Annotated in this window: 20 protein-coding genes; 3 read left to right on the top strand and 17 right to left on the bottom strand. The window is 52.9% G+C overall.

Annotated elements, in window-relative coordinates:
• Positions 1-6 precede the first annotated feature (6 nt).
• From rapZ to lepA, 8 genes are all read right to left on the bottom strand, one after another.
• Positions 7-867: an RNase adapter RapZ gene (rapZ, locus tag Q4E64_RS10775; RefSeq protein WP_303167918.1), complete on the bottom strand. Its 861-nt coding sequence runs from the start codon at positions 865-867 to the stop codon at positions 7-9.
• Positions 868-1,073: 206 nt separating this feature from the next.
• On the bottom strand, positions 1,074-1,835 hold the full coding sequence (locus Q4E64_RS10770; protein ID WP_303167917.1) for a S9 family peptidase: 762 nt from the start codon (positions 1,833-1,835) through the stop codon (positions 1,074-1,076).
• A gap of 214 nt (positions 1,836-2,049) precedes the next feature.
• The gene (gene glmS / locus Q4E64_RS10765) at positions 2,050-3,879 is read right to left on the bottom strand and encodes a glutamine--fructose-6-phosphate transaminase (isomerizing) (RefSeq protein ID WP_303167916.1); all 1,830 of its coding nucleotides are present in this window, start codon (positions 3,877-3,879) and stop codon (positions 2,050-2,052) included.
• Between the two features lie 293 nt (positions 3,880-4,172).
• Entirely contained in the window at positions 4,173-5,513 is a 1,341-nt protein-coding gene (glmM, locus tag Q4E64_RS10760) for a phosphoglucosamine mutase (RefSeq protein WP_303167915.1), read from the bottom strand.
• A gap of 272 nt (positions 5,514-5,785) precedes the next feature.
• Positions 5,786-7,390, bottom strand: a complete 1,605-nt coding sequence (locus Q4E64_RS10755; protein WP_303167914.1) for an NAD(P)/FAD-dependent oxidoreductase — start codon at positions 7,388-7,390, stop codon at positions 5,786-5,788.
• 6 nt (positions 7,391-7,396) lie between these two features.
• Positions 7,397-8,326: a YbbR-like domain-containing protein gene (locus tag Q4E64_RS10750; protein WP_303167913.1), complete on the bottom strand. Its 930-nt coding sequence runs from the start codon at positions 8,324-8,326 to the stop codon at positions 7,397-7,399.
• Positions 8,323-9,162 carry a diadenylate cyclase CdaA gene (gene cdaA, locus Q4E64_RS10745; RefSeq protein WP_368501578.1) on the bottom strand — a complete coding sequence of 280 codons (840 nt, stop codon included), beginning with the start codon at positions 9,160-9,162 and terminating at the stop codon, positions 8,323-8,325. Before cdaA ends, Q4E64_RS10750 begins: the two co-directional genes overlap by 4 nt.
• Before the next feature lie 36 nt (positions 9,163-9,198).
• Complete coding sequence (gene lepA / locus Q4E64_RS10740) at positions 9,199-10,995, bottom strand: translation elongation factor 4 (protein ID WP_368501576.1); 1,797 nt, start codon at positions 10,993-10,995, stop codon at positions 9,199-9,201.
• Positions 10,996-11,198: 203 nt separating this feature from the next.
• On the opposite strand from lepA, the gene rpsT reads away from it, so the two are divergent.
• Positions 11,199-11,462, top strand: a complete 264-nt coding sequence (gene rpsT, locus Q4E64_RS10735; RefSeq protein ID WP_303167910.1) for a 30S ribosomal protein S20 — start codon at positions 11,199-11,201, stop codon at positions 11,460-11,462.
• 66 nt (positions 11,463-11,528) lie between these two features.
• Here rpsT and Q4E64_RS10730 read toward each other — a convergent pair whose 3' ends face one another.
• From Q4E64_RS10730 to nrdD, 4 genes are all read right to left on the bottom strand, one after another.
• Entirely contained in the window at positions 11,529-12,305 is a 777-nt protein-coding gene (locus tag Q4E64_RS10730) for a hypothetical protein (protein ID WP_303167909.1), read from the bottom strand.
• 57 nt (positions 12,306-12,362) lie between these two features.
• A complete protein-coding gene (locus Q4E64_RS10725; RefSeq protein ID WP_303167908.1) occupies positions 12,363-15,587 on the bottom strand; it encodes an ESPR-type extended signal peptide-containing protein in 3,225 nt (1,074 codons plus the stop codon).
• A 329-nt stretch (positions 15,588-15,916) separates the two neighbouring features.
• Positions 15,917-16,456 carry an anaerobic ribonucleoside-triphosphate reductase activating protein gene (gene nrdG / locus Q4E64_RS10720; RefSeq protein WP_303167907.1) on the bottom strand — a complete coding sequence of 180 codons (540 nt, stop codon included), beginning with the start codon at positions 16,454-16,456 and terminating at the stop codon, positions 15,917-15,919.
• 14 nt (positions 16,457-16,470) lie between these two features.
• Complete coding sequence (nrdD, locus tag Q4E64_RS10715; RefSeq protein WP_303167906.1) at positions 16,471-18,597, bottom strand: anaerobic ribonucleoside-triphosphate reductase; 2,127 nt, start codon at positions 18,595-18,597, stop codon at positions 16,471-16,473.
• A 401-nt stretch (positions 18,598-18,998) separates the two neighbouring features.
• On the opposite strand from nrdD, the gene Q4E64_RS10710 reads away from it, so the two are divergent.
• Complete coding sequence (locus tag Q4E64_RS10710) at positions 18,999-19,937, top strand: DMT family transporter (RefSeq protein ID WP_303167905.1); 939 nt, start codon at positions 18,999-19,001, stop codon at positions 19,935-19,937.
• A 72-nt stretch (positions 19,938-20,009) separates the two neighbouring features.
• Here the strand turns inward: Q4E64_RS10710 and Q4E64_RS10705 are convergent, their stop codons facing one another.
• Complete coding sequence (locus tag Q4E64_RS10705) at positions 20,010-21,104, bottom strand: GNAT family N-acetyltransferase (RefSeq protein ID WP_303167904.1); 1,095 nt, start codon at positions 21,102-21,104, stop codon at positions 20,010-20,012.
• Between the two features lie 152 nt (positions 21,105-21,256).
• Here Q4E64_RS10705 and Q4E64_RS10700 point away from each other — a divergent pair, with 152 nt between their 5' ends.
• Positions 21,257-22,444, top strand: coding sequence for an iron-containing alcohol dehydrogenase (locus Q4E64_RS10700; protein ID WP_303167903.1), 1,188 nt, complete (start codon positions 21,257-21,259; stop codon positions 22,442-22,444).
• 63 nt (positions 22,445-22,507) lie between these two features.
• On the opposite strand, the gene queF is transcribed toward Q4E64_RS10700, so the two are convergent.
• The 4 genes from queF to Q4E64_RS10680 form a co-directional block, all read right to left on the bottom strand.
• Complete coding sequence (queF, locus tag Q4E64_RS10695; RefSeq protein ID WP_303167902.1) at positions 22,508-23,005, bottom strand: preQ(1) synthase; 498 nt, start codon at positions 23,003-23,005, stop codon at positions 22,508-22,510.
• Positions 23,005-23,514 (bottom strand): QueT transporter family protein, encoded by a 510-nt coding sequence (locus Q4E64_RS10690; protein WP_303167901.1) that lies wholly within the window; start codon positions 23,512-23,514, stop codon positions 23,005-23,007. The genes queF and Q4E64_RS10690 overlap by 1 nt, the downstream gene beginning before the upstream one ends.
• Positions 23,511-23,639: a hypothetical protein gene (locus Q4E64_RS10685; RefSeq protein WP_303167900.1), complete on the bottom strand. Its 129-nt coding sequence runs from the start codon at positions 23,637-23,639 to the stop codon at positions 23,511-23,513. The genes Q4E64_RS10690 and Q4E64_RS10685 overlap by 4 nt, the downstream gene beginning before the upstream one ends.
• A gap of 174 nt (positions 23,640-23,813) precedes the next feature.
• Positions 23,814-24,066: hypothetical protein (locus Q4E64_RS10680; protein WP_303167899.1), on the bottom strand; the 253-nt coding region annotated here is incomplete at its 5' end.

Genomic DNA, 24,066 nt, shown 5'->3' with positions numbered 1-24,066 from the left:
CCTCCCTTATTTATTCCGGGGAATATCACGGTGCGAAACCTCCACGCTGTAGCCTCGCTCGCGCAAAAATTCGTACAGCTTATTGGCGATAAAGACGCTGCGGTGCTGGCCGCCGGTGCAGCCCACGCTGATAACCAGCTGCGCCTTGCCCTCGCTGATATACTGGGGCACTAAAAAGTCCAGCAGCTGCTCCTCCAGTTTCAAATACTGAAAGGTCTGCGGGTAGCGGCAGATAAAATCGGCCACAGGCCGGTCGTTGCCCGTCATGCTGCGCAGCTCCTCCACATAAAAGGGATTGGGCAAAAAGCGCACGTCCAGCACTAAATCGCTGTCCAGCGGCAGGCCGTGCTTAAAGCCGAAGGAGCGCACCGCAATACCCATGCGTTCCTTGGACGCGCCCTCGCTGAAAAGCTCCGTCACCTTAGCCTTGAGCTGCGCCGTAGTCAGGCTGCTGGTATCAATGATATATGTAGCCTCCTCCCGCAGCGGGTCCAAAAGCTCCCGCTCCGAAGTAATATTCTTCAGCAAAGTATTGCGCTCGCCCAAAGGATGGCGGCGGCGCGTTTCCTTATAACGGCGCACCAGCGTTTCGTCGGAGGCGTCCAAAAATAGCAGCTCGTACTTCTGCCCGCTGGCCTTCATCTCGTCCAAAACCTGTAAAAGCTTTTCAAAAAATTGCCCGCCGCGGATGTCCACCACCAAGGCTACCTTATCCTCCGACGTTTGGCGGCACAGCTCCGCAAATTTAGGAATCAACGTCGCTGGCAAATTATCGATGCAAAAGAAATTTAAATCCTCCAGCGTGCGCACTACCTGGCTTTTGCCTGCGCCGGACATACCCGTAATAATCAAAAAGTGTGATTGCATAAGCTTCACCTCTTTACAAGCAATTAATAACTCATATTATACCTCAAGAGCATTTGTTGCACATCAGCTCTCGCTTCGCCTTCGGCTCCGCAATCGCTAAGCATTCACATTATACCACAAGGGCATATGTTCTGCTAAGCTCTGCGTTCGCCTTCGGTTCCGCAATCGCTAAGCATTCACATTATACCACGTTTACCGCGGCTCTGTCAGCGTCTGCGGCCAGTCAAACTTTTTCCTTGCTCCTGCGCCAGCCAGGCGGCAATCAGCGCACCGGCCTTAACGCTGTAATCGCTGAAGCTGTGGTCGCCGCCGGGGAACAAATGCAAACTTCCCGCCGCACCCAAAAGTTCGGCGTTGCGCTGTGCCTGCCGCGCCAGCACCACCTCGTCGCCCAGGCAATGCAAAAGCAGCACAGGCCGCCCATCCCAAGCTGATAGAATCGCAGTCAAATCATGCTTATCAAAATCCGTCAGAAAATCCGGCGTCAGCTCACAACGCCCACGTTCGTCGTCAAAAAATAAAGTTTCTCCCGCATCCAAACGGGCGTAATCCGCCGCGCCCATTACATAGCGGAAGGTAAAGCGCAAATCGTTGGGCGCAGCCCACAGCAGCAAGCGCCGTACCCGCTTATCCTGTCCCGCCGTCACGATGGCCGCCGCGCCGCCCAGGCTGCGGCCTAAAAGATAGATTTCACACTGCGGACGGCGGCGGAACACCTCGTCGATTACAGCCCGCAATTCCTCTACCTGTTGGGATAAAATGCGCGTCCCCGTAAAATTAAAGCGCACCACATCGCAGCAGCAGGCAGCCTGATACGCCACGCCTGCCGCACGCCCGCCGCCCTCGCGGCTGCCGCGAAAGCCGTGAGCCATAATCAGCACCGCATCGCGCCGGCTTCTGTTAGGCTCCACAATACATTCAATCGTCCCTAAAGGCCCGCTAAAGCTAAAATCAGTTAATTTTTCCATGACGCTCCTCCTCGTATTACTTTATTATACCATTCACAGAGAAGGCTAGCAGAAAAATTTTGCAGCGAGTATATTCCTCTCGCATTGCGCGATGGGAATAAACAAAAATCAAAAAGACTGCTTCCGCTGGCATGACGAAAGCAGTCCCAATTTTAATATTAAATTGAAAACGCTAAGCGTTCTTCCCGCGGCTTTTGCGAGGGGAAGAACCTTTTTATTCTACGGTAACGCTCTTAGCCAGATTACGCGGCTTATCCACGTCGCAGCCGCGGGTCAGCGCGGCGTAGTAAGCCAGCAGCTGCAAGGGCAGCACGGCCAGCAGCGGCGCCAAATATTTTTCAGTTTTGGGAATATAGATAACATGATCCGCATACTTTGCCAGGGAAGCGTCGCCCTCAAAACCAATGGCGATAACCACGGCTTCGCGCGCCTTAACCTCCTGCAAATTGCTGACGGTTTTATCATAAACGTCCATCTGGGTAGCCAGCACAATTACGGGCACGCCGGATACGATGAGGGCCAGAGTGCCGTGCTTCAGCTCGCCTGCGGCATAAGCCTCGGCGTGAATGTAGGAAATTTCCTTCAGCTTGAGCGCACCCTCCAGAGCTACGGCATAGTCCAGGCTGCGGCCTAGGAAGAAGGCGTCCTCGCTGCTGCCGTATTCGCGGGCAAAAACCTTAATCTGATCCACATTTTCCAGCATTTGGTGAATCTGCTCGGGAATTTCCGTCAGACCGCTTACCAGCTCCTGCTCCTTTTCGGTGTGCAGAGTGCCGCGCAGACGACCCACATAAACCGCCAGCATCAGCATTGCCAGCAGCTGGGTAGTATAAGCTTTAGTAGAGGCGACGGCAATTTCCGGACCGGCATAGGTGTAAACCACCTGGTCTGCTTCGCGGGCGATGGAGCTGCCCACCACGTTGGTCACGGCCAAGGTGCGGGAGCCCAAACGCTTAGCCTCGCGCAAGGCTGCCAGCGTGTCGCTGGTTTCGCCGCTCTGGCTGATAACGATGGTCAGGCTGTTGCCGTCCACTAAAGGATTGCGATAACGGAATTCGCTGGCAATATCCACCTCTACTGGTACGCGGGCCAGCTGCTCCAGATAATATTTGCCGACGATACCGGCATGATAAGCCGTGCCGCAGGCAACGATAAAGATTTTATTGATGCTGCCGATTTCCTCCGGCGTCCAGTTAAGTTCAGGGAAGGCAATGGTCTGCGCTTCAGCGTTGACGCGACCGGTCATAGTATCGCGCATAGCTTTTGGCTGTTCGTAAATTTCCTTCAGCATGAAATGCTCAAAGCCGCCCTTTTCCGCAGCCTCGGCGTTCCAGTTAACCTCGAAAACTTTCTTGCTGATAGGCGTGCCGTTAATATCCTGCACCCATACGCCGTCGGCGGTCACGGTAGCGATTTCGCCGTCGCTCATAATAAAGGTTCGGCGGGTGTGATTGATAATGGCGGGAATATCGGAGGCAATAAAGTTTTCTCCCTCGCCTAGGCCGATAACCAGCGGATTGTCTTTTTTAGTGCAGATGATTTTATCAGGCTCCGCTTCGCACATAAATACCAGACTATAGGAGCCCTTGATAACGCGCAGCACCTTTTTGACGGTGCTTTCAAAATCGCCGTCGTATTTTGCCGCCATCAGATGAGCCACGACCTCCGTATCGGTTTCGGAAACAAATTCATGCCCCTGAGCGATCAATTCTTCCTTCAATTTCAAATAATTTTCGATAATGCCGTTATGCACAACGACGAACTTACCGCTGCTGTCCGTATGGGGATGAGCGTTGCGGTCCGACGGACGGCCATGGGTTGCCCAGCGGGTATGGCCGATGCCGACGGTGCCTACGGGCATATTGCCTGCCAGCTTCTGGCGCAGTGCGTCCAAACGGCCCACGCACTTATCCACGCGGATAACGCCTTTTTCCATAACCGCAATACCGGCGGAATCGTAGCCGCGGTATTCCAGCTTGCTCATGCCGTCCAGCAAAAACGGCGCAGCCTGATGGCTGCCAATGTAACCAACGATACCACACATAAGAGTATCCTCCTAAAAATTATTTGCCATGCTGCCGCAGGAATTTTACCTCCCTTGTTGCCAAGGGGCTTTGTATCCTGCTTGCGGTTTACAGCTCACCGTGAGGCATCCGCTGACTATTCGATAACCCCAATCCTCGTCCGCCGCCCGAAAACGGCGCTTGCGCTTCAGCACATTTCTGCCCGCAGGCATACAATGAGCCGCGCAGGCAGGCGGGCCACGCGCGGCACATCTTTGTGACTATATTTATTTTACATGATTATAATACTTTGGTCAAGAAAACGAAAAGTGAATTAAGCCAGCTCGCGCGTAACTACATCGGCAATAGCGCCGGCGATTTGCTCCAGGCGTTCCTGCTTAGGACCCTCGGCCATAATGCGAATCAAAGGCTCGGTACCGGAAGCGCGCACCAGAATCTGTCCGTTATCCCCCAGCTCCTCCTGATATTTTTTGATAACTTCCTGAATGGCAGGCTTGCTTTCCCAACCGTTTTTGTCTTTTACTCTTACGTTAAGCAGCACCTGCGGGAATTTGGTCATAGCCGCGCCCATTTCCGACAGCGTTTTATTATTCTTAATCATGGCGCACAAAAGCTGCACGGCGGTTAAAATACCGTCGCCGGTCTTGGCGAATTCGGAGAAAATAATATGACCGGACTGCTCGCCGCCAATGGAATAGTTATGCTTGAGCATTTCCTCCAGCACATAGCGGTCGCCCACGGCAGTTTTCACCGTCTGGCCGCCGTGAGCCTTCATGGCCTGCTGCAAACCCACGTTGCTCATCACCGTAGTTACCAGCATATTATCGTGCAGCTTTTTGCGCTTCATCAACTCCAAAGCGCAAATGAGCATAATCTGGTCGCCGTCCAGCGCTTCGCCGTTTTCATCCACGGCCAGGCAGCGGTCGGCGTCGCCGTCGTTGGCAATACCCACGTTCGCGCCCACTTCCACAACCTTTTTCTGCAGCGCCTCCAAATGCGTGGAACCGCAGCCGTTGTTAATGTTAATGCCGTTGGGCTCGTTAAAAATAGTTACGACCTCCGCGCCCAGGCTGCGCAGAATTACGGGAGCAATCTGGCTGTTAGCGCCGTTGGAACAGTCCATAACTACCTTCAAGCCGTTGAGCTTGGCATAAGCGGTGCTCAAAATATGCTTGATATACAGCTCGGCCAGATTATCCTCGTACACGATGCAGCCCACGCTGCTGCCGCGTACTGCGGCCGTGTAATCTATGGGTGCAGCCACGATAGCGGCGATTTCATCCTCCACCGCGTCGGGCAGCTTATGCCCGGTCTGGGAGAAAAATTTAATGCCGTTATCCTCAAAGGGATTATGCGAAGCGGAAATCACCACGCCGGCGTTGGCCTTGACCTCCGAAGTTAAAAAGGAAACTGCGGGCGTAGGCATTACGCCCAAAAGGTGCGCGTTGCCGCCCGCGCTGCAAATGCCTGCGGCCAAAGCGCTTTCCAGCATTTGCCCGCTGCGGCGGGTGTCGCGGCCAATGATAATTTTGGGACATGCCACCTCTCTGCCAAAATATTTTGCCGCAGCATAGCCCAGCTTAAAGGCCAGCTCCGGCGTCAGCTCTACGTTCGCTACGCCGCGAACGCCGTCGGTACCGAATAAACGTGCCATTTTTCAAAAACCTCCCTGATATTTCTCCTTAACTCATGTAAGTTGCTGATTTATCTTCACACAATTTATCGCTATTGTAACGCAAATTATTTTATCGCGGAGCGCATTGCAATTTTAGCGCATAAATGCTTAGAACAATAGAAGCAAGGGTACGTAACAAAAGGTTACGTCCTGACAAATTCTACCGCAGCTTCGTTATTGTTCTGCATGCAAGGCGCGTAAGGAATTGCGCAGCGCGAGCGATAAATAATTTGCATATTTTTATTTATATTTTACCTCAGCGGCGCAAACCTTTGCATAATCGCCCGCGCCACATGATACCCGTCCAGCGCCGCGCTCATAATGCCGCCAGCGTAGCCCGCGCCCTCGCCGCAGGGGTAAAGCAGGTCGTGCGTTACCGACACATAGCTTTGCTTATCCCGCTCGATACGCACGGGCGCTGATGTGCGGGTTTCCACGCCCGTCAGCAGCGCGCCGCCGTCAGCATATCCTGCCAGCTTGCGGCCAAAGCTTTCGATACCCAGCCGCAGCGTATCCGTAACGTAAGCCGGCAGCACCTTGTCCAAGGCGCAGGCCGTTAAGCCGGGACGGTAAGACCCCGCCGTCAGACTATGCAACGAGGGGGCGCTACGGTGCAGAAAGCTTGCCGCATTCTGCGCCGGCGCGTAATAATTGCCGCCGCCCAAGGCAAAGGCCAGCCGCTCGTACTGCCGCTGAAATTCCACGCCGGCCAGCGGACCGCCGCCAAAATCTTCGACGCCGACATTGACTACCAGGGCGCTGTTGGCAATGCCGCTGTCCCGCTTGAACATACTCATACCGTTTACGACTACGCCGCCGCTTTCCGACGCCGCAGCCACCACCTGACCGCCGGGGCACATGCAGAAGGAATAAGCCGTCCGGCGCTTGTCCGGCGTATGGTAAACTAAAGCGTAATCCGCCGCGCCCAGCAAATGGTGCCCGGCAAAGCTGCCATATTGTGCTTTATCGATAAGCTCCTGCGGATGCTCGATGCGCACGCCGATAGCGAAAGGCTTGGCCGTCAGTCCCACGCTCCGCCGCGCCAGCATGGCGTAAGTATCGCGGGCGCTGTGACCGCAGGCCAAAACTACGGCTCCCGCCGCTATTTTTTCGCCGCTGTTTAATACTACGCCGCTTACGCAGCCGTTTTCGATAACGAAATCAGCAACCTGCGCCTGATAGCGAATGCTGCCACCCAACGCGCAGATGCGCTTGCCGAGTCCCGTTACCATGGCTCGCAGCTTATCCGTGCCCACATGGGGCTTATGCTCCCATAAAATATTTTCCGGCGCGCCTGCGTCCACAAAGAGCTGCAAAATCTCCGCCATCACCGGGTCGTTGACCCGCGTCGTCAGCTTGCCGTCGGAAAATGTGCCCGCGCCGCCTTCGCCGAATTGTACGTTGGAGGCAGGGTCAAACTGCCCCGTCTGCCAAAAGCGCTGCACGTCCGTCACTCTTTGCGCCACCGGCTTTCCCCGCTCCAACAGCAGCGGCCTGTAGCCGTGCTCCGCCAACTGCAAAGCTGCCAACAGTCCCGCCGGCCCCGCGCCGATAACCACCGGCGGCGCGCTCAAGGGCAGCGTGCCTAACGCCAGCGGCTCGCGCAGCGGCTCCTCGTACTTCGTAATATCTCGGTCTGCCAACAAACGCTTGCCCTGACGGGCGCTGACGTCCACCTCTGCCAGAACGTGATAATTCAAGCATATATCATTTTTCTTGCGCGCATCCACCGCCTTGCGCAAAATGCGCAGCGTCCCCAGGCTGTCCCTGCCGATGCCTGCCTTCTTGCAGACCGCCTGCTCCAGCGTCGTTTCGTGCAGCAGGCTGATACGCACATTATTGATTTTAACTTTCATCGCCGCTTAATTCTGCCTTTCCACCGAAAGCATAATCTGCACGCTGCGTACTTCCGGAATAACGCCGTCCGGCAAGTCCAGCTCCGCCGCGACCGCCGTGCTGCCGTTCAAGGTCGTAACGTCGACCGGCTTAGTATTCACGGATTTCAATTTTTTCAATAGCGACGGCGGCGCCGTCACCCTGATCGATTTCGGGACGATTTCCGTTTTAGTGACTACCGCCCCCTGCGGCAGCGTACCGCTCATAACCAGCTGAACTGGCACCTCGGCGGACAGCAGCTGCTTAACCATGGTCGCCTGCACCATGACCCGTTCGGGAATGATGCGCATATTGGGTATATCGTAGCCGTCGTCGCTAACCGCCACCAAATCGCTTTCTACCTGAAAACTATCCTGCTTATCGGTAACGTCGACCGGAGCCACTACCTTATTCACCTTATCGATGCGGTGGGTAGCGCCGCGCAAGGTTACCTCCGACGGCGTAATAACGCTGTGCCCGATGGTCATATCGCCATTGGAATTTCCCACCTCGCGCGGCACTACGGGCACTTGCTTTTCGCTGACCGTATCCACATACACGGAAACTTCCGACGGCGTTACCGAAACCACCTCGCCGTCAGGAAAGGATACCCTTACAGGCAGGCTTTGCTGTCCTTCGGTCACATTCTTTAAATTCAGCGAAGCCATCAGGCGTCCGTCAAAATTATCGCTGACCTTAGTGCGCGAACCGCGTATTTTTACCATAACCCTGTCGGGCACATTAAAAACCATCATATTGTTCGGCAGATTGGCCTGCTGCAAACGCACCTCCACGCTGCGCTCCACTATGGGGTTTTGGTCCGACATCACATAAACCCACAGACCGCAGGCCACCAGCAGGCTTATAATCCGCGCCAATAAATTTTCCTTACGCGCTAATCTTTCAAAAAATTTCATTTTTTATCACCGCCCCACAAGCCTTTAAGTCTGTCGGCCAAGGAAACCTTCATAGCCGCATGAGGCTGGAATATAGCCCGGCGCAGGATTTCCTTCACGTCGTTCACCGTCAGGTAGCGCATCAGCTCGCCGTTGCGGGCGATAGAGATAGCGCCCGTTTCCTCGCTGACTACCAGCACCATAGCGTCCGACTGCTCCGACATACCGATAGCGGCGCGGTGGCGCGTACCAAGCTCCTGGCTCAAATTGCGGTTTTCCGTCAGCGGCAGCAGGCAGCAGGCAGCCACAATGCGGTTGCCGCGAATCACCACAGCGCCGTCGTGCAACGGCGTATCCTTCACGAAAATATTTTGAATCAAACCGCTGCTGACTAAGCCGTCGATGGGCACGCCTGTTTCAATGCGCTCCACCAGGCCGGTCGCCCGTTCAAAAACCATCAGCGCGCCCACCTTATCGCGGCTCATAACCTTCGTCGCATGGGCCACTGAATCCAGCATAGCTTCCAGCTCCTGCTCGTCCAGCTCGCTTCTCTTGTGGAACAGCTTGCCGCGGCCGATCTGCTCCAGGGCGCGGCGCAGCTCCGGCTGAAATACTACGGGCAGCGCTACCATGATCACCGTCATGCTCTTTTCCAGCAGCCAGCTGATAACGTGCAGGTTGAGCCAGCGGCAGATAATCATAATCAGCACCAGCACCAGCAAGCCCTTAACCAGGGTCGCGGCGCGGGTATTTTTCAACATCAAATATAAACGATAGAGAAAGTAGGCTACGACGGCAATGTCGATAATGTCCAAAACGCTGAGCGTGGACAGCAGCCCCTGCATCTGAACTACCATAATCATTCACCAACCTTTATCGCAAACTGATCGCGCTCAATCCATCTTCAAAATCGCCATGAAAGCCTCCTGCGGCAGCTCCACGCTGCCCACCTGCTTCATGCGCTTCTTACCTTCCTTTTGCTTTTCCAAAAGCTTGCGTTTACGGCTGATATCGCCGCCGTAGCACTTGGCCAAAACGTCCTTGCGCATGGCGCGCACATTTTCGCGGGCGATAACCTTATTGCCGATAGCGGCCTGCACGGGAATTTCAAACATCTGCCGCGGAATCAGGCTGCGCAGCTTTTCCACCAGCTGGCGACCGCGCACCTGAGCGCTGTCCTTATGCACAATGGCGGACAAAGCGTCCACAGGGTCGCCGTTCAGCAGAATATCCACCTTTACCAGATTGGAATAGCGATAGCCGCTCAGCTCGTAATCCAAAGAAGCGTAACCGCGGGTCGCCGATTTCAAGCGGTCGAAATAATCGAAAATAATCTCGCTCAAGGGCAGAGCATAATGAATCATCACGCGGGTATCGTCCAGATACGTCATATTATCGTACTCGCCGCGCTTTTCCTGGCTAAGCTCCATGACCGCGCCCACATAATCCTTGGGCACGATAATCGTCGCGTTGACATAAGGTTCCTCCACATGGTCGATAAGCGTCGGGTCGGGGAACAAAGAAGGATTATCCACCATCTCCACCTCGCCGTTGGTGCGGAAAACCTCGTAAATTACGTTGGGAGCCGTAGTAATCAGGCTCAAATTATACTCGCGTTCCAAGCGCTCCTTGATAACATCCATGTGCAGCAAGCCCAAAAAGCCGCAGCGGAAGCCAAAGCCCAGAGCCGTAGACGTTTCCGGCTCAAATACCAGCGAAGCGTCGTTCAGCTGCAGCTTTTCCAAAGCGTCGCGCAGATTGTCGTAATCGGAATTTTCTACGGGGTACAGGCCGCAGTACACCATGGGCGTAGCCTTGCGGTAGCCCGGCAGCGCCCGCTCCGCCGGATTATTGGCGTCCGTAACCGTGTCGCCCACGCGGGCGTCCTTCACGTTTTTAATGCTGGCGGCCAAAAAACCAACCTGGCCCTCCTCCAGCTCGTCCACATTCACCAGGCCGGGCTTAAAATAGCCTACCTCGGTAACCTCAAATTCAGCGCCGGTAGCCATCATGCGGATTTTCATACCCTTGCGGATGCGGCCCTCCATTACGCGCACATACAGCACCACGCCCTTATAGGCGTCAAATTTGGAATCAAAAACCAAAGCCTTGAGCGGCGCTTCAGCGCTACCCTGCGGCGCAGGAATGCGGGCCACGATGGCTTCCAGCACATCATCGATGCCCAGGCCGGTCTTGGCGCTGCACAGCACCGCGTCGCTGGCGTCGATGCCGATAACGTCCTCAATTTCTTTTTTTACGTGCTCCGGGTCGGCGCTGGGCAGATCTATCTTATTGATAACGGGCACGATTTCCAAATCGTTGTCCAGCGCCAGATAAACGTTGGCCAGTGTCTGCGCCTCGATGCCCTGAGTCGCGTCGATAACCAGCAGCGCGCCCTCGCAGGCCGCCAGCGCGCGCGACACCTCATAGGTAAAATCCACATGGCCGGGGGTGTCGATAAAATTCAGCATATATTCCTCGCCGCTGCGCGCCTTGTAAATGCTGCGCACCGCCTGCGCCTTAATGGTAATGCCGCGCTCCCGCTCCAAATCCATGGAATCTAAAATTTGTTCTTCCATTTCGCGTTTGCTGAGAGTTCCTGTATATTCAATCAAGCGGTCGGCCAGCGTCGACTTGCCGTGATCTATATGGGCAATGATAGAAAAATTGCGAATGTGATCCTGCTCAATCATCGTTAAATGCCTAGCTCCTTTGCAGAAAATATTTTATCAGTATTATTTATTATAGCATTCTTCGCTAAAGCCTGTAAACATAAAAGCTAAGGCAAAGATGATTCTTCTGTACGCGGCAAATATTTTAGTAAACCCCTTGCGCAAAAGCGCCGCGCGTGTTAAAATAGTTCAGTACAAGAATTATCAGGAGGTGAAATTCGTTGCCGAACATTAAATCTTCCATCCGCAGTGTAAAAACCGACGCAGAGCGCCGCGCTAAAAACGCTCCGGTTAAAGCAGCTCTCCGCAATGCTTCCCGTAAGGTTGTCGCTATGACTGCTACCGCCGCTAAAGAAGACGCTCAAGCTACCTTGGCTGTTGCTTCCGGTTTGCTCGATAAAGCAGCTCGCAAAGGCATCATTCATAAGAATGCCGCAGCTCGCAAAAAATCCAGACTTGCCAAAAAAGTTAACGCTATGGCTTAATTTTCTAAATAAAAACAGCACCTGCAATGCAGGTGCTGTTTTTATTTTTTATTTAGCTTTAGGAGCCTAAGAAGCTATACTATCCAAGCGCTCCAGCGATACGCTGCCGTCCTCCTGCACCGTGCCGTAGACCACGCTTCGCTGCCCCAAGGGCACGTAAGCGCCGTTCATTACTACTTTGACATAGCCGCCCTTCGTCGGGCCGCCCCAAAAGCGCATAACCTCGTCCTTTACGACGGTTGCCGCAGCACTGCCTATAAAGGCAACCTTCGTTCCCGCCGCTTCGCTGGCAATAGCAGTTACTTCCGTCTTTTTATACAAAGCTAAATCCTCGTCGGCTATACTGCCAACATTATTTTGGTAAAAACCCTTTTGCTGGCTCTTGCTCAGCTCATGGCTGTAAGCCACGTCGCGCGCTTCTTCCGGCGTAGCCGCATCCTGCTCCACCGCGGCGGATGCGGTTGGCGCTGTGGGCTTTTCAATCAGCGGCGCAGGGTCGTTGTACTCCACTTGTTTAAGCTGCAGTAGCTCGCCCCGCTCGTCCTGCACCACCTCTGCCGTCAGCAGGAAGGGATGGCGGTTCAGCATACGTCCGCCATGTTTGCCCAGGTCCGCGCGCAGCACGTTGCCCTGCTCGTCCGTCACCTTGTAGATGCGTCCCTCTTCGTGTCCCGTAATCGTCACCTGCAAGGTAATTTCTTCGGGTTCTTTTTGTTCAGTCAGCTTTTGCTCTGCGGCAACCTGCGGCTCCGCAGCTTTATTTTCCTCCGGCGCGGCAGCCAGACCACTGGCGGCAAACGCCAGCAGCCCGCACAACGCGACCGACATCAATATCTTATTCATTGTTTACTACCTCCACTCTATGCTCAAAACTGAATCTCGTAAACGCTTTACCCGCTCTTAGCCGCGGCCCTCGATAACGCGCACGCGCTGGATAGACGGCGTGCCGTCCTTATGCCTGGTCACGGTATCCACCTTAATGCGAGCCAGCTCCGGCGCAAATTCCAGCAGCATACGGTTATCCACCTGCGCGCCTCTCTTCAGCAAACGGTATACCACAGCCGCCATCTCGTAGCGTGTCATCGGCCTGCTGCCGTCGAACTGCCCGTCAGGATAACCCTCCAAAATGCCGTTGCCGGCTGCCACGGCCACATAATCGTAAGCCCAATGGTTTTCCGGAGTATCCGGGAAGATTTTCGTCTTTTCCAAATCCAGGCCGTAACCCGTCAGGTTGTAGACCATCGCTTTCAGCTCCGCCACCTCGGTGCGCAGCTCGATAATTTCCTTCGCCATGGCTTTCTTAGAGCGAGACTGATTGCTGCTCTGACCGAAGCGCCAGGTTACGCCCGCGTTAATCATATCGTCGTCGTTGCCCACGGTGCTGGACACGCTGAACAGCGTATCGTCGTTGGGCTGGTAGAACGCGCCGATGGCCGCAGCGTTTTCGCCGCGATAATTGCCGTAGCCCGCGCTCAGGTAAAATTTGTCGTCCGGGTCGAAGTCCAGCGGGTGCAGCGCGGCCAACGCGGCGGCGCCTGCGCCCACCTTGTCGATGCGGTCGCCCAGCTTATTGATTTGCACGGAGTTATTGGTAATATTCTGCTCCACCTGCTTCAACTGGCCATAATTAACGGCGTCGGTATCGGCAGTACCGGCGGCGACGTTATGGATCTGGTTGTCGCCCATATCGATATTAACGTCCTTGCCAACGCTGATATTCTTAGTGCTGTTGTCGATATTGATGGTATCGCCAACCTTAACGCTGTTGTCGTTGATTACGGTGTCGCCCATCTTGATTTCTTTATTAGTAACATAATGAGTATCGTTAAACTTCATGCCGCCTTCATTAACAACAGTACCGCCAAAGGTTACGCTGTTCAATTTAAGGTCAGAATTCATACTGATATCGTAATATCTTTTACCGTCGTCATCGGTAGCATATTTAATGGATAAATTGCCGTCCTTGCCAACATATCCATTATTCAGTTCAGGTTTGTCGCCTGTAGGAGCAGTGCCCGCAGTAGCGCTGCTGCTAGAACTTTCTGAACCTGCGTTAGTCGTAGTAGTGCTGCTGCCAGTATCTCCGCCAGTAGTAGCGCCGCCTGTTCCAGTTTGAGAAGCATTTCCGTTGACAGTATGATAATGGTCGCCCTCAGTAATTTTCTGATTAAGGTCGTTAATTTGATTTTGCAAGCCATCGGCTACAGCAAAAAGCTGGCTGCCGTTGATAGCGTCCGTACTAGTTGCAGTAATTCTGCCCGCAGCTAAGTTGGTAAGAGTGCGTTTAATACTGTCGCTGCCAATACTTACAGTACCAGTCGGAGAATTTCCGGCAAAAGTTCCAAATATTATGTCTGCCTCTTCCAGCTTGCCATTCTTATTAACTAATTTTGTTAAAGTAAAGTTACTTGTTCCTACAGCAGCAGCGGTGGCAGAGTTGTCGCCTAAAGCTACGCTGTTAGCATGACCAGCTGTAGCTTGATAACCTAAAGCTAAACTACTGTTTCCAGATGCAGTAGAAGAAACGCCCAGCGCCATACCATAAGTTGCAGATGCTGTAGCTTTACGCCCTAAAGCCATACTAACAGGACCGCTTGCACCAGACTCTTTACCAATTGCTATACTGTCATGTGCATTACCACCTATAGTCGCATTATACCCTATGGCTATACTTCTATCTCCATATACAGTAGAAGAAGTACCTAAAGCCAAACTATTATCGCCAGCCGCAGTAGCACCAACGCCTAGAGTAACGCTTGCTTCTCCAGATGCTGTAGACCTAACGCCCAAGGCCATACTCTTTTTTCCTGAAGCAGTAGATTGAGTACCTAACGCTGTGCTTTCATCTTCAGACGCAGTAGACGAAGCGCCTAACGCCGTGCTACTTGCCCCAGATGCCGTAGATAAAGAACCTAAGGCCGCGCTGCTTTCTCCGGACGCAGTAGACGAAGCGCCTAAGGCAATACTAGCGTCACCGGAGGCAGTAGACCTAGCGCCCAAAGCTGCAGCAGCCCTATTGCTCGCTACGGCATCAGTACCTACAGCCGTGCCGTCTTTTGTAATTTTATTATTTTCAGCTAACTCTTTAATTTCCTTCTCTGTATATTGAATTTCATTTCCATTATCATCATATCTTTTCTCCAAGCCTGTTTGCGCTCCAGCGCCTAAAGCTGTGCCGTTTTCCCCGTAAGCTTTACTTTCAGCGCCAAAGGCCGCGCTGTATTTTTCATGTGCTACGGACGAAGCGCCTGCCGCTATACCGGCTTCCCCAGACGCGTTCGCCCTAGCGCCCAAGGCTGTAGCAGCCCTATTGCTTGCTACGGCGGTAAAGCCAACTGCCGTACCTTCAGATGTAGCAGTATTTAATTCATCAGCCGAATATGTAGGGTCTATTATTTCATTTCCACTAGCATCGTACTTCTTCGCCAAACCTGTTTGCGCGCCTGCGCCTAAAGCTGTGCCATAGTTTCCGTAGGCTTTGCTTTCAGCGCCATATGCTGCGCTGAATTTTTCATGTGCCAGGGACGAAGCGCCTGTCGCCACGCTGGCTTCGCCGGAAGCGTTCGCCCTAGCGCCCAGCGCCACGGCAGCCCTGCTGCTTGCTTTAGAAGTATAACCCAATGCCGTACTATCATACACTGTAGCTTCAGATAAATAACCTACGGCCGTGCTATTACCCATACGTTGATAAGTTTTTCCATCAATAGTTATAGTCCATTGTCCACCCGATGCTTTAGCGCCAACGCCTATTGCAGTACTGCCTGAATATTGCGCAAAGCTATTGCTGCCTATCGCCGTAGTGTTGCCAGAAGGCTTTATTGCGTTACTATCTTTATCCACGGTGTCATATTCAGTTCCTTTCGCTTGCGCGCCTTTACCAATGGCTGTATCAGTATCTTTCAATGCTTCACTGTTAGTGCCAATAGCTACGCCATCACCTGTACCAGGTGTTGTATCCACCGCCGCCAACGCCAGCCCGTTCATCCCCAACGTCAGCGCCGCCGCTGTTGCAACAACCATAGTCTTCATTGACCTTCCACCTTTGGTATGGCTTTTAGCAAATTCGGACGCTACGACGTAACAGCCTCGCGCCTTGCTCCAAACCACTTTAAATACCTTGTTCATAATACGCCCTCCAATCCAGAATATTGGCTACAGCCTTTATATAAATAAGTAAAATGGATACTCAAAAATTACACGCCTTACCCTATTCTATTTTATTATATACGCTTGTCCCCCCCTGTCAAACAAAAGTCGCGTCGAGCGACTTTTGTGTTGGACACTAACGTGTCTGCTGCGTTGCGCAGGCAGCAAAAAACGCCCTGACAGCTCTGCTTCCGCAGCGCCGTCAAGGCGTTCAACTTTACTTTATTCAGAGCGAACACTCTTTACCATCGCGTTTTACGATAAGAAATCCCGTTCTGTTTTTTATTTTGCTGAAACGATAAACCAACTTATACCAGCAGGCCTTCCTCATCGTCCCACAACACAACCTTATCCTCTCTTAACGAGTCCTGCACGCTAATCACGCGCTGATTGGCGCTGCCGCGAAAACGCAGGTTAGGATTTTTCAGCTCCAGCACAAATTCGCCGTCCACCAAAATATCGATGTAGGATAGCATCTCCTTGGTAATCTCCCACGGCCCTAAATTGCCGGTCAGCATATCCTTTTCAAAATTATAACCGCTGTAGCACCACAAATCCTTCTGCGGAAATTTTTCTTTAAACCGCCGCAGGAAGGGCAGCAGCGCCGCCTGGTTGGCCGGCTCGAAGGGCTCGCCGCCCAAAAGGCTCAGCCCGCGGATATGGCCGTTTTCCAGCAGGCGGAAAATTTTTTCCTCCGTTTCCTGCGTAAAGGGCTGGCCGTAATTAAAATCCCAGGCTTCGGGGTTAAAGCAGCCCTTGCAATGGTGCGTGCAGCCGCTGACGAATAAGGATACGCGCAGGCCGGGGCCGTTGGCGATATCCAGATTTTTAATCGTTGCGTAATTCATAAAGGCTCACCCTCTTACAAGTGCATTACGCGGGCCTTGATTTCCTTCGTCTTGCCCACATTCCAGAAATTTTCGCCCAAATAGCCGCAGGTACGGCGGATAACGGTCATCTTGCCGTGGTCCTTATTGTGGCAAACGGGGCATTCCCATTCGTTATCGTCGTTGATGGTAATTTCGCCGTCAAAACCGCACACATGGCAGTAGTCGGATTTAGTATTAAATTCGGCGTACTGGATATTGTCGTAGATAAATTTAACGACTTCCTCCAAGGCTTCCGTATTATGGCGCATATTGGGAATTTCTACATAGGAAATCGCGCCGCCGGAGGAAATTTTTTGGAACTGGCTTTCAAATTTAAATTTGCTGAAAGCGTCGATGTCCTCGCGCACGTCCACATGATAGGAATTGGTATAGTAACCCTTATCGGTTACGTCGGGAATCGTGCCGAAGCGTTCTTTGTCGATACGCGCGAAGCGGTAGCACAGGCTTTCGGCCGGCGTGCCGTACAGCGCGAAGCCGATGCCGGTCTGCGCTTTCCATTTATCGCAAGCGCCGCGCAGTCTGTTCATAACGCGCAAAGCGAATTCTTCACCCTCCGGCGTAGTGTGGCTGACGCCCTTCATCAGCTTAGTAACCTCGTACAAGCCGATATAGCCCAGGGAAATGCTGGAATAGCCGTCTACCAGGAATTTATCAATGGTTTCGCCCTTTTCCAAACGCGCGATAGCGCCGTATTGCCAATGTACGGGGCTGACGTCGCTCTTCGTACCCATCAAAGCGTTGTGGCGGCACATCAACGCTTCGTAGCACAGCTCCAGGCGTTCGTCCAAAAGCTTCCAGAACTTCTGCTCGTCGCCTTCGGCTACGATGCCTATCTGCGGCAGGTTGATGGACACTACGCCCTGGTTGAAGCGGCCTTCAAATTTATACTTGCCGTTCTCGTCCTTCCAGGGAGCCAGGAAGCTGCGGCAGCCCATCGGGGAGAACACATTGCCCTCGTAATTTTCGCGCATCTTCTTGGCGCTGATATAGTCGGGGTACATGCGCTTGGCGCTGCATTTTACCGCCAGACGGGTAATATAATCGTACTTGCCGCCCTTCAGGCAGTTGTGCTCGTCCAAAACGTAAACCAACTTGGGGAAAGCGGGCGTTACATAAACGCCCTTATCGTTTTTAATGCCCTGCAAACGCTGGCGCAGAATTTCTTCCACAATCATAGCGTTTTCCTTGAGGTACGGGTCGCCCTCCTGCAAATTCAGGAACAAAGTAACGAACGGGGACTGGCCGTTGGTAGTCATCAAGGTATTGATTTGGTATTGGATAGTCTGCACGCCGCTGCGCAGCTCGTAGCGCAAGCGCTCGTTAATCAGCTGCTCCAGAGTTTCGGCGTCCACATGATTATCAGCCGCCTCTAAAATGCAGTTCTTGAATTTTTCGTAGCTGCGGCGCAGATATTTGCCCAGATGGCTGATATCCACCGACTGTCCGCCGTACTGGCTGGAAGCTACGGAAGCGATAATCTGGGTCATAACGGTGCAGGCTACCTGAAAGCTTCTGGGGCTTTCAATCAGCTTGCCGTTCATCACCGTGCCGTTGTCCAGCATATCGCCAATATTTATCAGGCAGCAGTTAAAAATCGGCTGAATAAAATAATCGGCGTCGTGAAAATGCAGCACGCCCTCCTCGTGAGCCTTGCTGATTTTTTCCGGCAGCATAATGCGCTTGGTCAAATCCTTGGACACCTCGCCGGCAATTAAATCGCGCTGGGTGGAGGCCATGGTGGCGTTCTTATTGGAATTTTCCTCCATCACGTCCTTATTGCTGTTGCGAATCAAAGACAGGATAGATTCGTCGGTGGTGTTGGCCTTGCGCACCAGCGCGCGCTGGTAACGGTAAATAATATACTGCTTGGCCAGCTCGAACTTGCCCTCGTCCATCAAGCCATGCTCCACCATATCCTGAATATCTTCAACCAACAGACGCATACGATTGCGGTTCTGCACATTTTTAGCAATCTTATGAATCTTGTCCTCCTCGATGCGATATTCCGGATCGACAGCCGCATTAGCCTTTTGAATAGCTACGACAATTTTACTGCTGTCAAAATCTACGGTGGCGCCGTCGCGCTTGATAACCTTCATTTTCATTCTTCCTTTCAGATAGCGATAATATATTTTCATTTGGAGCGCAGGCAGCGGACAAGCCTTGAACCTGCGCGTTTACGTCAGTCAAAATAAGTGACTCGCGTTGTGTTATGAGCCTATTGTACCACAATATATCGTGCGTGTAAATAGTTTTATAAACAATATCTTGTTTTTTCGCATTGTAGACCCCGCCCCTTGCTAATGTTGCACTTACTCCTTTGTCGCCGTATTTTTTCTCGCTGTCTTTACAGCCGCGTCCCGCGCGGGAGCATGCTCAACAAAAAACGCCGCCGCAAAAGCTGCGCCAGCGCCGATTTTTTAACGTGTCGCCTTTGTACATCATCTTAAAATATGATAGAATAGAATGCGTTATATTATTTGCTTGGGAGCGATGCTTTATGAATAATTCACCCGCTAAAAAGAACAGCTTAGGCGGTATTTTAATGCTTACGGCCTGCGCCTTTATTTGGGGTACGGCCTTCATTGCCCAGAGTCTGGGCAGCAATTACGCCGAGCCTCTGACCTTTAACTGCGCCCGCAGCGTATTGGCCACAATTTTTTTACTGGGCTGCTGCTTTGTTATCGATAAAATCTCCGGCCGTCCCTTTACTATTTCAGGAACCACGGACCCGCTGCGCCGCGAACGGCTGCTCAAAGGCGGCGTGCTCTGCGGCATAGCGCTCAGCCTGGCAAGCTTTATGCAGCAGCTGGGCATTATGTACACCACCGTAGGCAAAAGCGGCTTCATTACCGCGCTGTACATCGTGCTGGTGCCGCTGCTCAGCTTTCTTGTGCTGCGCCGTTCCGTAAGCCTGCTGCAATGGGCAGGCGTAGCCGTCGCCGCCGTAGGCATGTATTTTATCTGTATCAACGAAGGCTTTTCCATCAATAAGGGCGACTTCTATACTTTAATCTGCGCCTTTTGCTTTGCCGGACAAATTATCTGCGTCGATAAAATTATTACCGATCTGGACGGCGTGCGCCTGTCCCTCGTGCAATTTGCCACCTGCACCGTGCTTAACGGCGTGCTGATGCTGATTTTTGAAAATCCTTCCTGGAGCAGCGTTCTGCAGGGCTGGGCTCCTATCGCCTACGCCGGCATTATGTCCAGCGGCGTCGCTTACACCCTGCAAATCACCGGGCAAAAGCACTGCAGCCCGGTGCTGGCCTGCATGCTCATGAGTCTGGAATCGGCCTTCGCTCTGCTCAGCGGCTGGCTCTTTTTAGGACAAGCCATGAGCGCCCGCGAAATTTTTGGCTGCGCTTTAGTTTTCGCCGCCATTATGCTGGCGCAAATCCCCGAAAGCATGCTGCCGTGGAGCAAGAACCGCACATAAAAATTTTGAGAGCTGTTGCACTAATAAAGTGTAGCAGCTCTTTTTTTACGCAATAACATTTTATGCTCTTTGCTATACGCGCTCCAGCAGGTATTCAAACAATTTATAATTTGTCCAGCCGGTGTCCTCATAAAACATTTTTATGACGCCGCGATAGACAAACCCCTTTTTGCAATACGCTTTTTCTGCGGGAATATTGCCTTCCAGCACGTCCAGACGTATCGCTTTGATTTTATTTTCGCGGGCGACGTCGATAACCTTCTGCGTCATTTGCTGCGCCAACCCCCGCCCGGAATACGACGGGTGTACGCCTAAAGCGTGAACTACCAGCAGCTCTTCATCCCACGCGTCGATAGCCCAGCGCATATTTTTATAACTCTCGTTATATTTATGGTTTATTACCATGCAGGCGGCCAAGCGACCGTCAACTTCGCCAATATATAATTCGCCGTTTTTAATCGACTCCAGCAAAAAATTCTGCGCCGGGTACACGTCTTTTTCCCAGCCCGGTTTAAATTCTGCATCCCGCATTGCGTCGGTCAACGAATAATAAAATTCCCTTACGTCGTTATAATCGTCCGCACGAGCAATTCTGATTTGCAAGGCTGCGCTTTTTTTCGCAGCCCCGTCCGCCAACCACTTTTCCAAAAGCGGCGCGGCGTAAGCGCCCATCGCTTCGTAGGTCGCGGCTAAGGGATGCACGCCGTCCAGATAAGCCCGCTTGCGCGCGCCGGCGTCCAGCCCGATGGCCGGCTGCAAATCCAAAAGAAAAGTTTTGCCTGCGCACAGCAGCTCCACATCCTGCCGCAGCTGCAGCAAGCGCCGGTTAAAATATTCGTCCGCGCTCACCAATGGCAAAACGACGCATAAAGCGTAGCGCTTTTCTGCGCACCAGGCCAAAAGCCTGCGGTAATCCTCCAAGATATCCTCCTGTCTGCGTCCCTGCAAAATATCGTTGGCTCCGCTTAAGAATAAAATATTTTGCACATACTCCGGCAGCGCGTACTGCCGCACGCGAAACAAAATATCATCGCAGCAGTCGCCGCACAAACCGTAATTGAGCATTTTAATTTTTCCGGCCTTTTCCACCGCCGCCGTCCAAGAATATTTGGAGCCGTAAGGAAAGCCCTGCACCAGGGAATCGCCGTAGCAAGCGATATATTGCATCTTAACGCGCCTCCCGTTTTTCTTTTAATTATAGCAAAGGCCGCTTGCCTTGGCAAACCGCAGGCTTATTTTACAAAAACGCAGCGTCGTGCTAGAATTAAAGAGCAGGCGGTGCGCCTGCACGACGAAGCTTTTAAGGAGGCTGAAGCTAAATGGATTATTTTAAATTTCAAGCGCCAACGCAAATCGTCTTTGGCAAAAATACAGAAGAGCAGACCGGGCAGCTGTGCAAAAAATACGGAGCCCACAAGGTACTGGTACATTTCGGCGGCGGCAGCGCCGTTAAATCCGGACTTTTGGACCGCATCTGCGCCAGCTTGCAGCAAGCCGGACTGGACTACGTCCTTTTGGGCGGCGTAGTGCCTAATCCCCTGCTCAGTAAGGTGCGCGAGGGCGTGGAGCTGTGCCGGAAGGAAAACGTAGATTTTATTTTAGCAGTTGGCGGCGGCAGCGTTATCGACAGCGCCAAGGCCATCGGCTACGGCCTGACCAATCCCGGCGACGTTTGGGACTACTATCTGCGCAAAAAGGAAATCGCCGCCTGCGCTCCCCTAGGCACAGTGCTGACCATCGCGGCGGCCGGCAGCGAAATGAGCAATTCTTCCGTCATCACCAACGAGGACGGCCTGCTCAAGCGCGGCTTGAACACCGATTACTGCTACTGCAAATTCGCCGTACTCAACCCGCAGCTGACCTACACCCTGCCCGCCTACCAGACGGCCAGCGGCTGCACGGATATTATGGTGCACACCCTGGAGCGTTATTTCACCACGCCCAAGGCGCAGGCGCTGCACTTAACAGACAGCATTGCCGAAGCGCTGCTGCGCGGCGTTATGCGCAACGCCAAAATTGCGCTGAAAAATCCGGAGGACTACGACGCCCGCGCCGAAATTATGTGGAGCGGCACGCTGTCCCACAACGGAACTACCGGCGACCGCGACTTTGGCGACTGGTCCTGCCATCAGCTGGAGCACGAGCTCAGCGGCGTCTTCGGCGTCGCCCACGGCGCAGGCCTTGCGGCAATTTGGGGCAGCTGGGCCCGCTACGTCTGCCGCGAAAATATCGCCCGCTTCGCTCAGCTGGCGGTAAACGTTTTCGGCTTGCCCTATAATTACCGCGACCCCGAAGCCACCGCGCTCGAAGGCATCGCCGCTATGGAAAGCTTCTTCCGCCATATCGGTATGCCCACCGATATCCACACCTTAATCGGAGCCGAGCTGACCGAAGCGCAAATTGAAGAGCTGGCTTATAAATGCAGCTTCATGGGCACGCGCACCATCGGCCAATTTAAGGTGCTGAACCAGCAGGATATGGCCGCTATCTACCGCATGGCAAAATAAAATATACGACAAAAGGCTCCCGTCCGTCAGTACGCTGCGTACTGAAAGCCGGGAGCCTTATTTTTATCTGTTGTTAATAGTTTCCGGATACAAGTCGTGCATCAGCAGGCGTTTTTTCGCCGCCGCTTCCCATTCCGTACCCGGCTTGCCATAGTTGGCGTAAGGGTCGATGGACAGGCCGCCGCGCGGCAAAAATTTACCCCACACCTCGATATATTTAGGCGACAGCAACTTAATCAAATCCTTCATAATAATATTCACGCAGTCCTCGTGAAAATCGCCGTGATTGCGGAAGCTGAACAGATACAGCTTTAAGGATTTGCTTTCCACCAGCCGCTCGTCCGGCACATAGGAAATATAAATCGTCGCAAAATCAGGCTGGCCCGTCATCGGACACAGGCTGGTAAACTCCGGACAATTAAATTTGACGAAATAATCGTTTTCAGGATGCTTATTGGGGAAGCTTTCCAAAACCTCCGGCGCATAATCGCTCTTATATTGCGTCTTATGGCCTAACAGATGCACTCCCTGTAGTTCCTCCTTGCTTCTACCGCTGCTCATTACTTGCGCCCTCCTTCTAAAATAAAAAATTTGCCTGCGCCCACGCGCTCCAAAGCGGATACTAAAAACAGACTTACCACGCCGCAAACGGCCTGCCCCACCAAAAGGCTGGAAGCCAGCAGCCAATACGGCAAATCTAAAATAGCCGACAGCCAGACAGGCACGCCCAAGCCTGGTACTAAGGTAACTGCCGCAGCGACAATCCAGTTGCCGCAGCCACAGCGCTTGCCCCACACAATCACGCCGGTGGTCAGCAGCCCCACAACGCCGCCGCCGATAATATCCGGCAGCCCCAGGCCGCCCATTATCGTATTGCTGATAATATTAGCCAGGCCGAAGGGCACGGCGAGAAAGGGAAACAACGCGCTCAGGCCGTAAAGCGCCGTCGCGATACGAATCTGGTACTGCCCGAAGGCAAAGCTTTGCGTGCAAAGCATCACAACGATGTACAGCGCAATGCACAGCGCCGAAAAAACTAATTTTTGATTTTGCAAATGCCGTTCCATCATTCATGCTCCTTTCTCAGCAAAGGGTCGGTTACGCCGTTGGCGGCAAAGGCCGCCTCACGGTCAATACAGGCGCCGCAGCGATGGCAGAGCTCGTCGCCGCCGCTCAATAATACTAACGCTTTCAAACTTATACCTCCGTTAGACAATCGCTAACGGGCGCAAAAAAAGGATTTCATCCGCTACAGACGAAATCCTTACACACAAAATAAAATACTGGCAGGCGCCAGTATCTCGCCCGTAGTTTTATTTTAGGACAGGATGGTTACGAACTGTCCGTTATGAAGCTCTTTATCATTATACTAAATGCGGCAGTATTTGTCCAGCCGGAATTTCCGCTCTCTATCTATCCTCTGTCGCTCAGAACAAACCGCTGCTTCCCTCAAAGCTGCCTCACGCGGCACGCCTCCCTGCTCGCATTTGCGCGTCGCGCTAACGCAGTCCTGCAAATGCGGCGAATCGCCAGCCAGGCCTGCGGCCTTGCCGGCAGATGTCTGCGCATATAAAAATAAGACCATGCATCGCATGGTCTTATTTTTATAACCGGCAGCTTTC

This window comes from Phascolarctobacterium sp., assembly GCF_030531065.1.
Taxonomy (GTDB): domain Bacteria; phylum Bacillota; class Negativicutes; order Acidaminococcales; family Acidaminococcaceae; genus Phascolarctobacterium_A.
The sequence above is the reverse complement of the archived record's forward strand: the minus strand, read 5'-3'. Positions and strand labels throughout refer to the sequence as shown.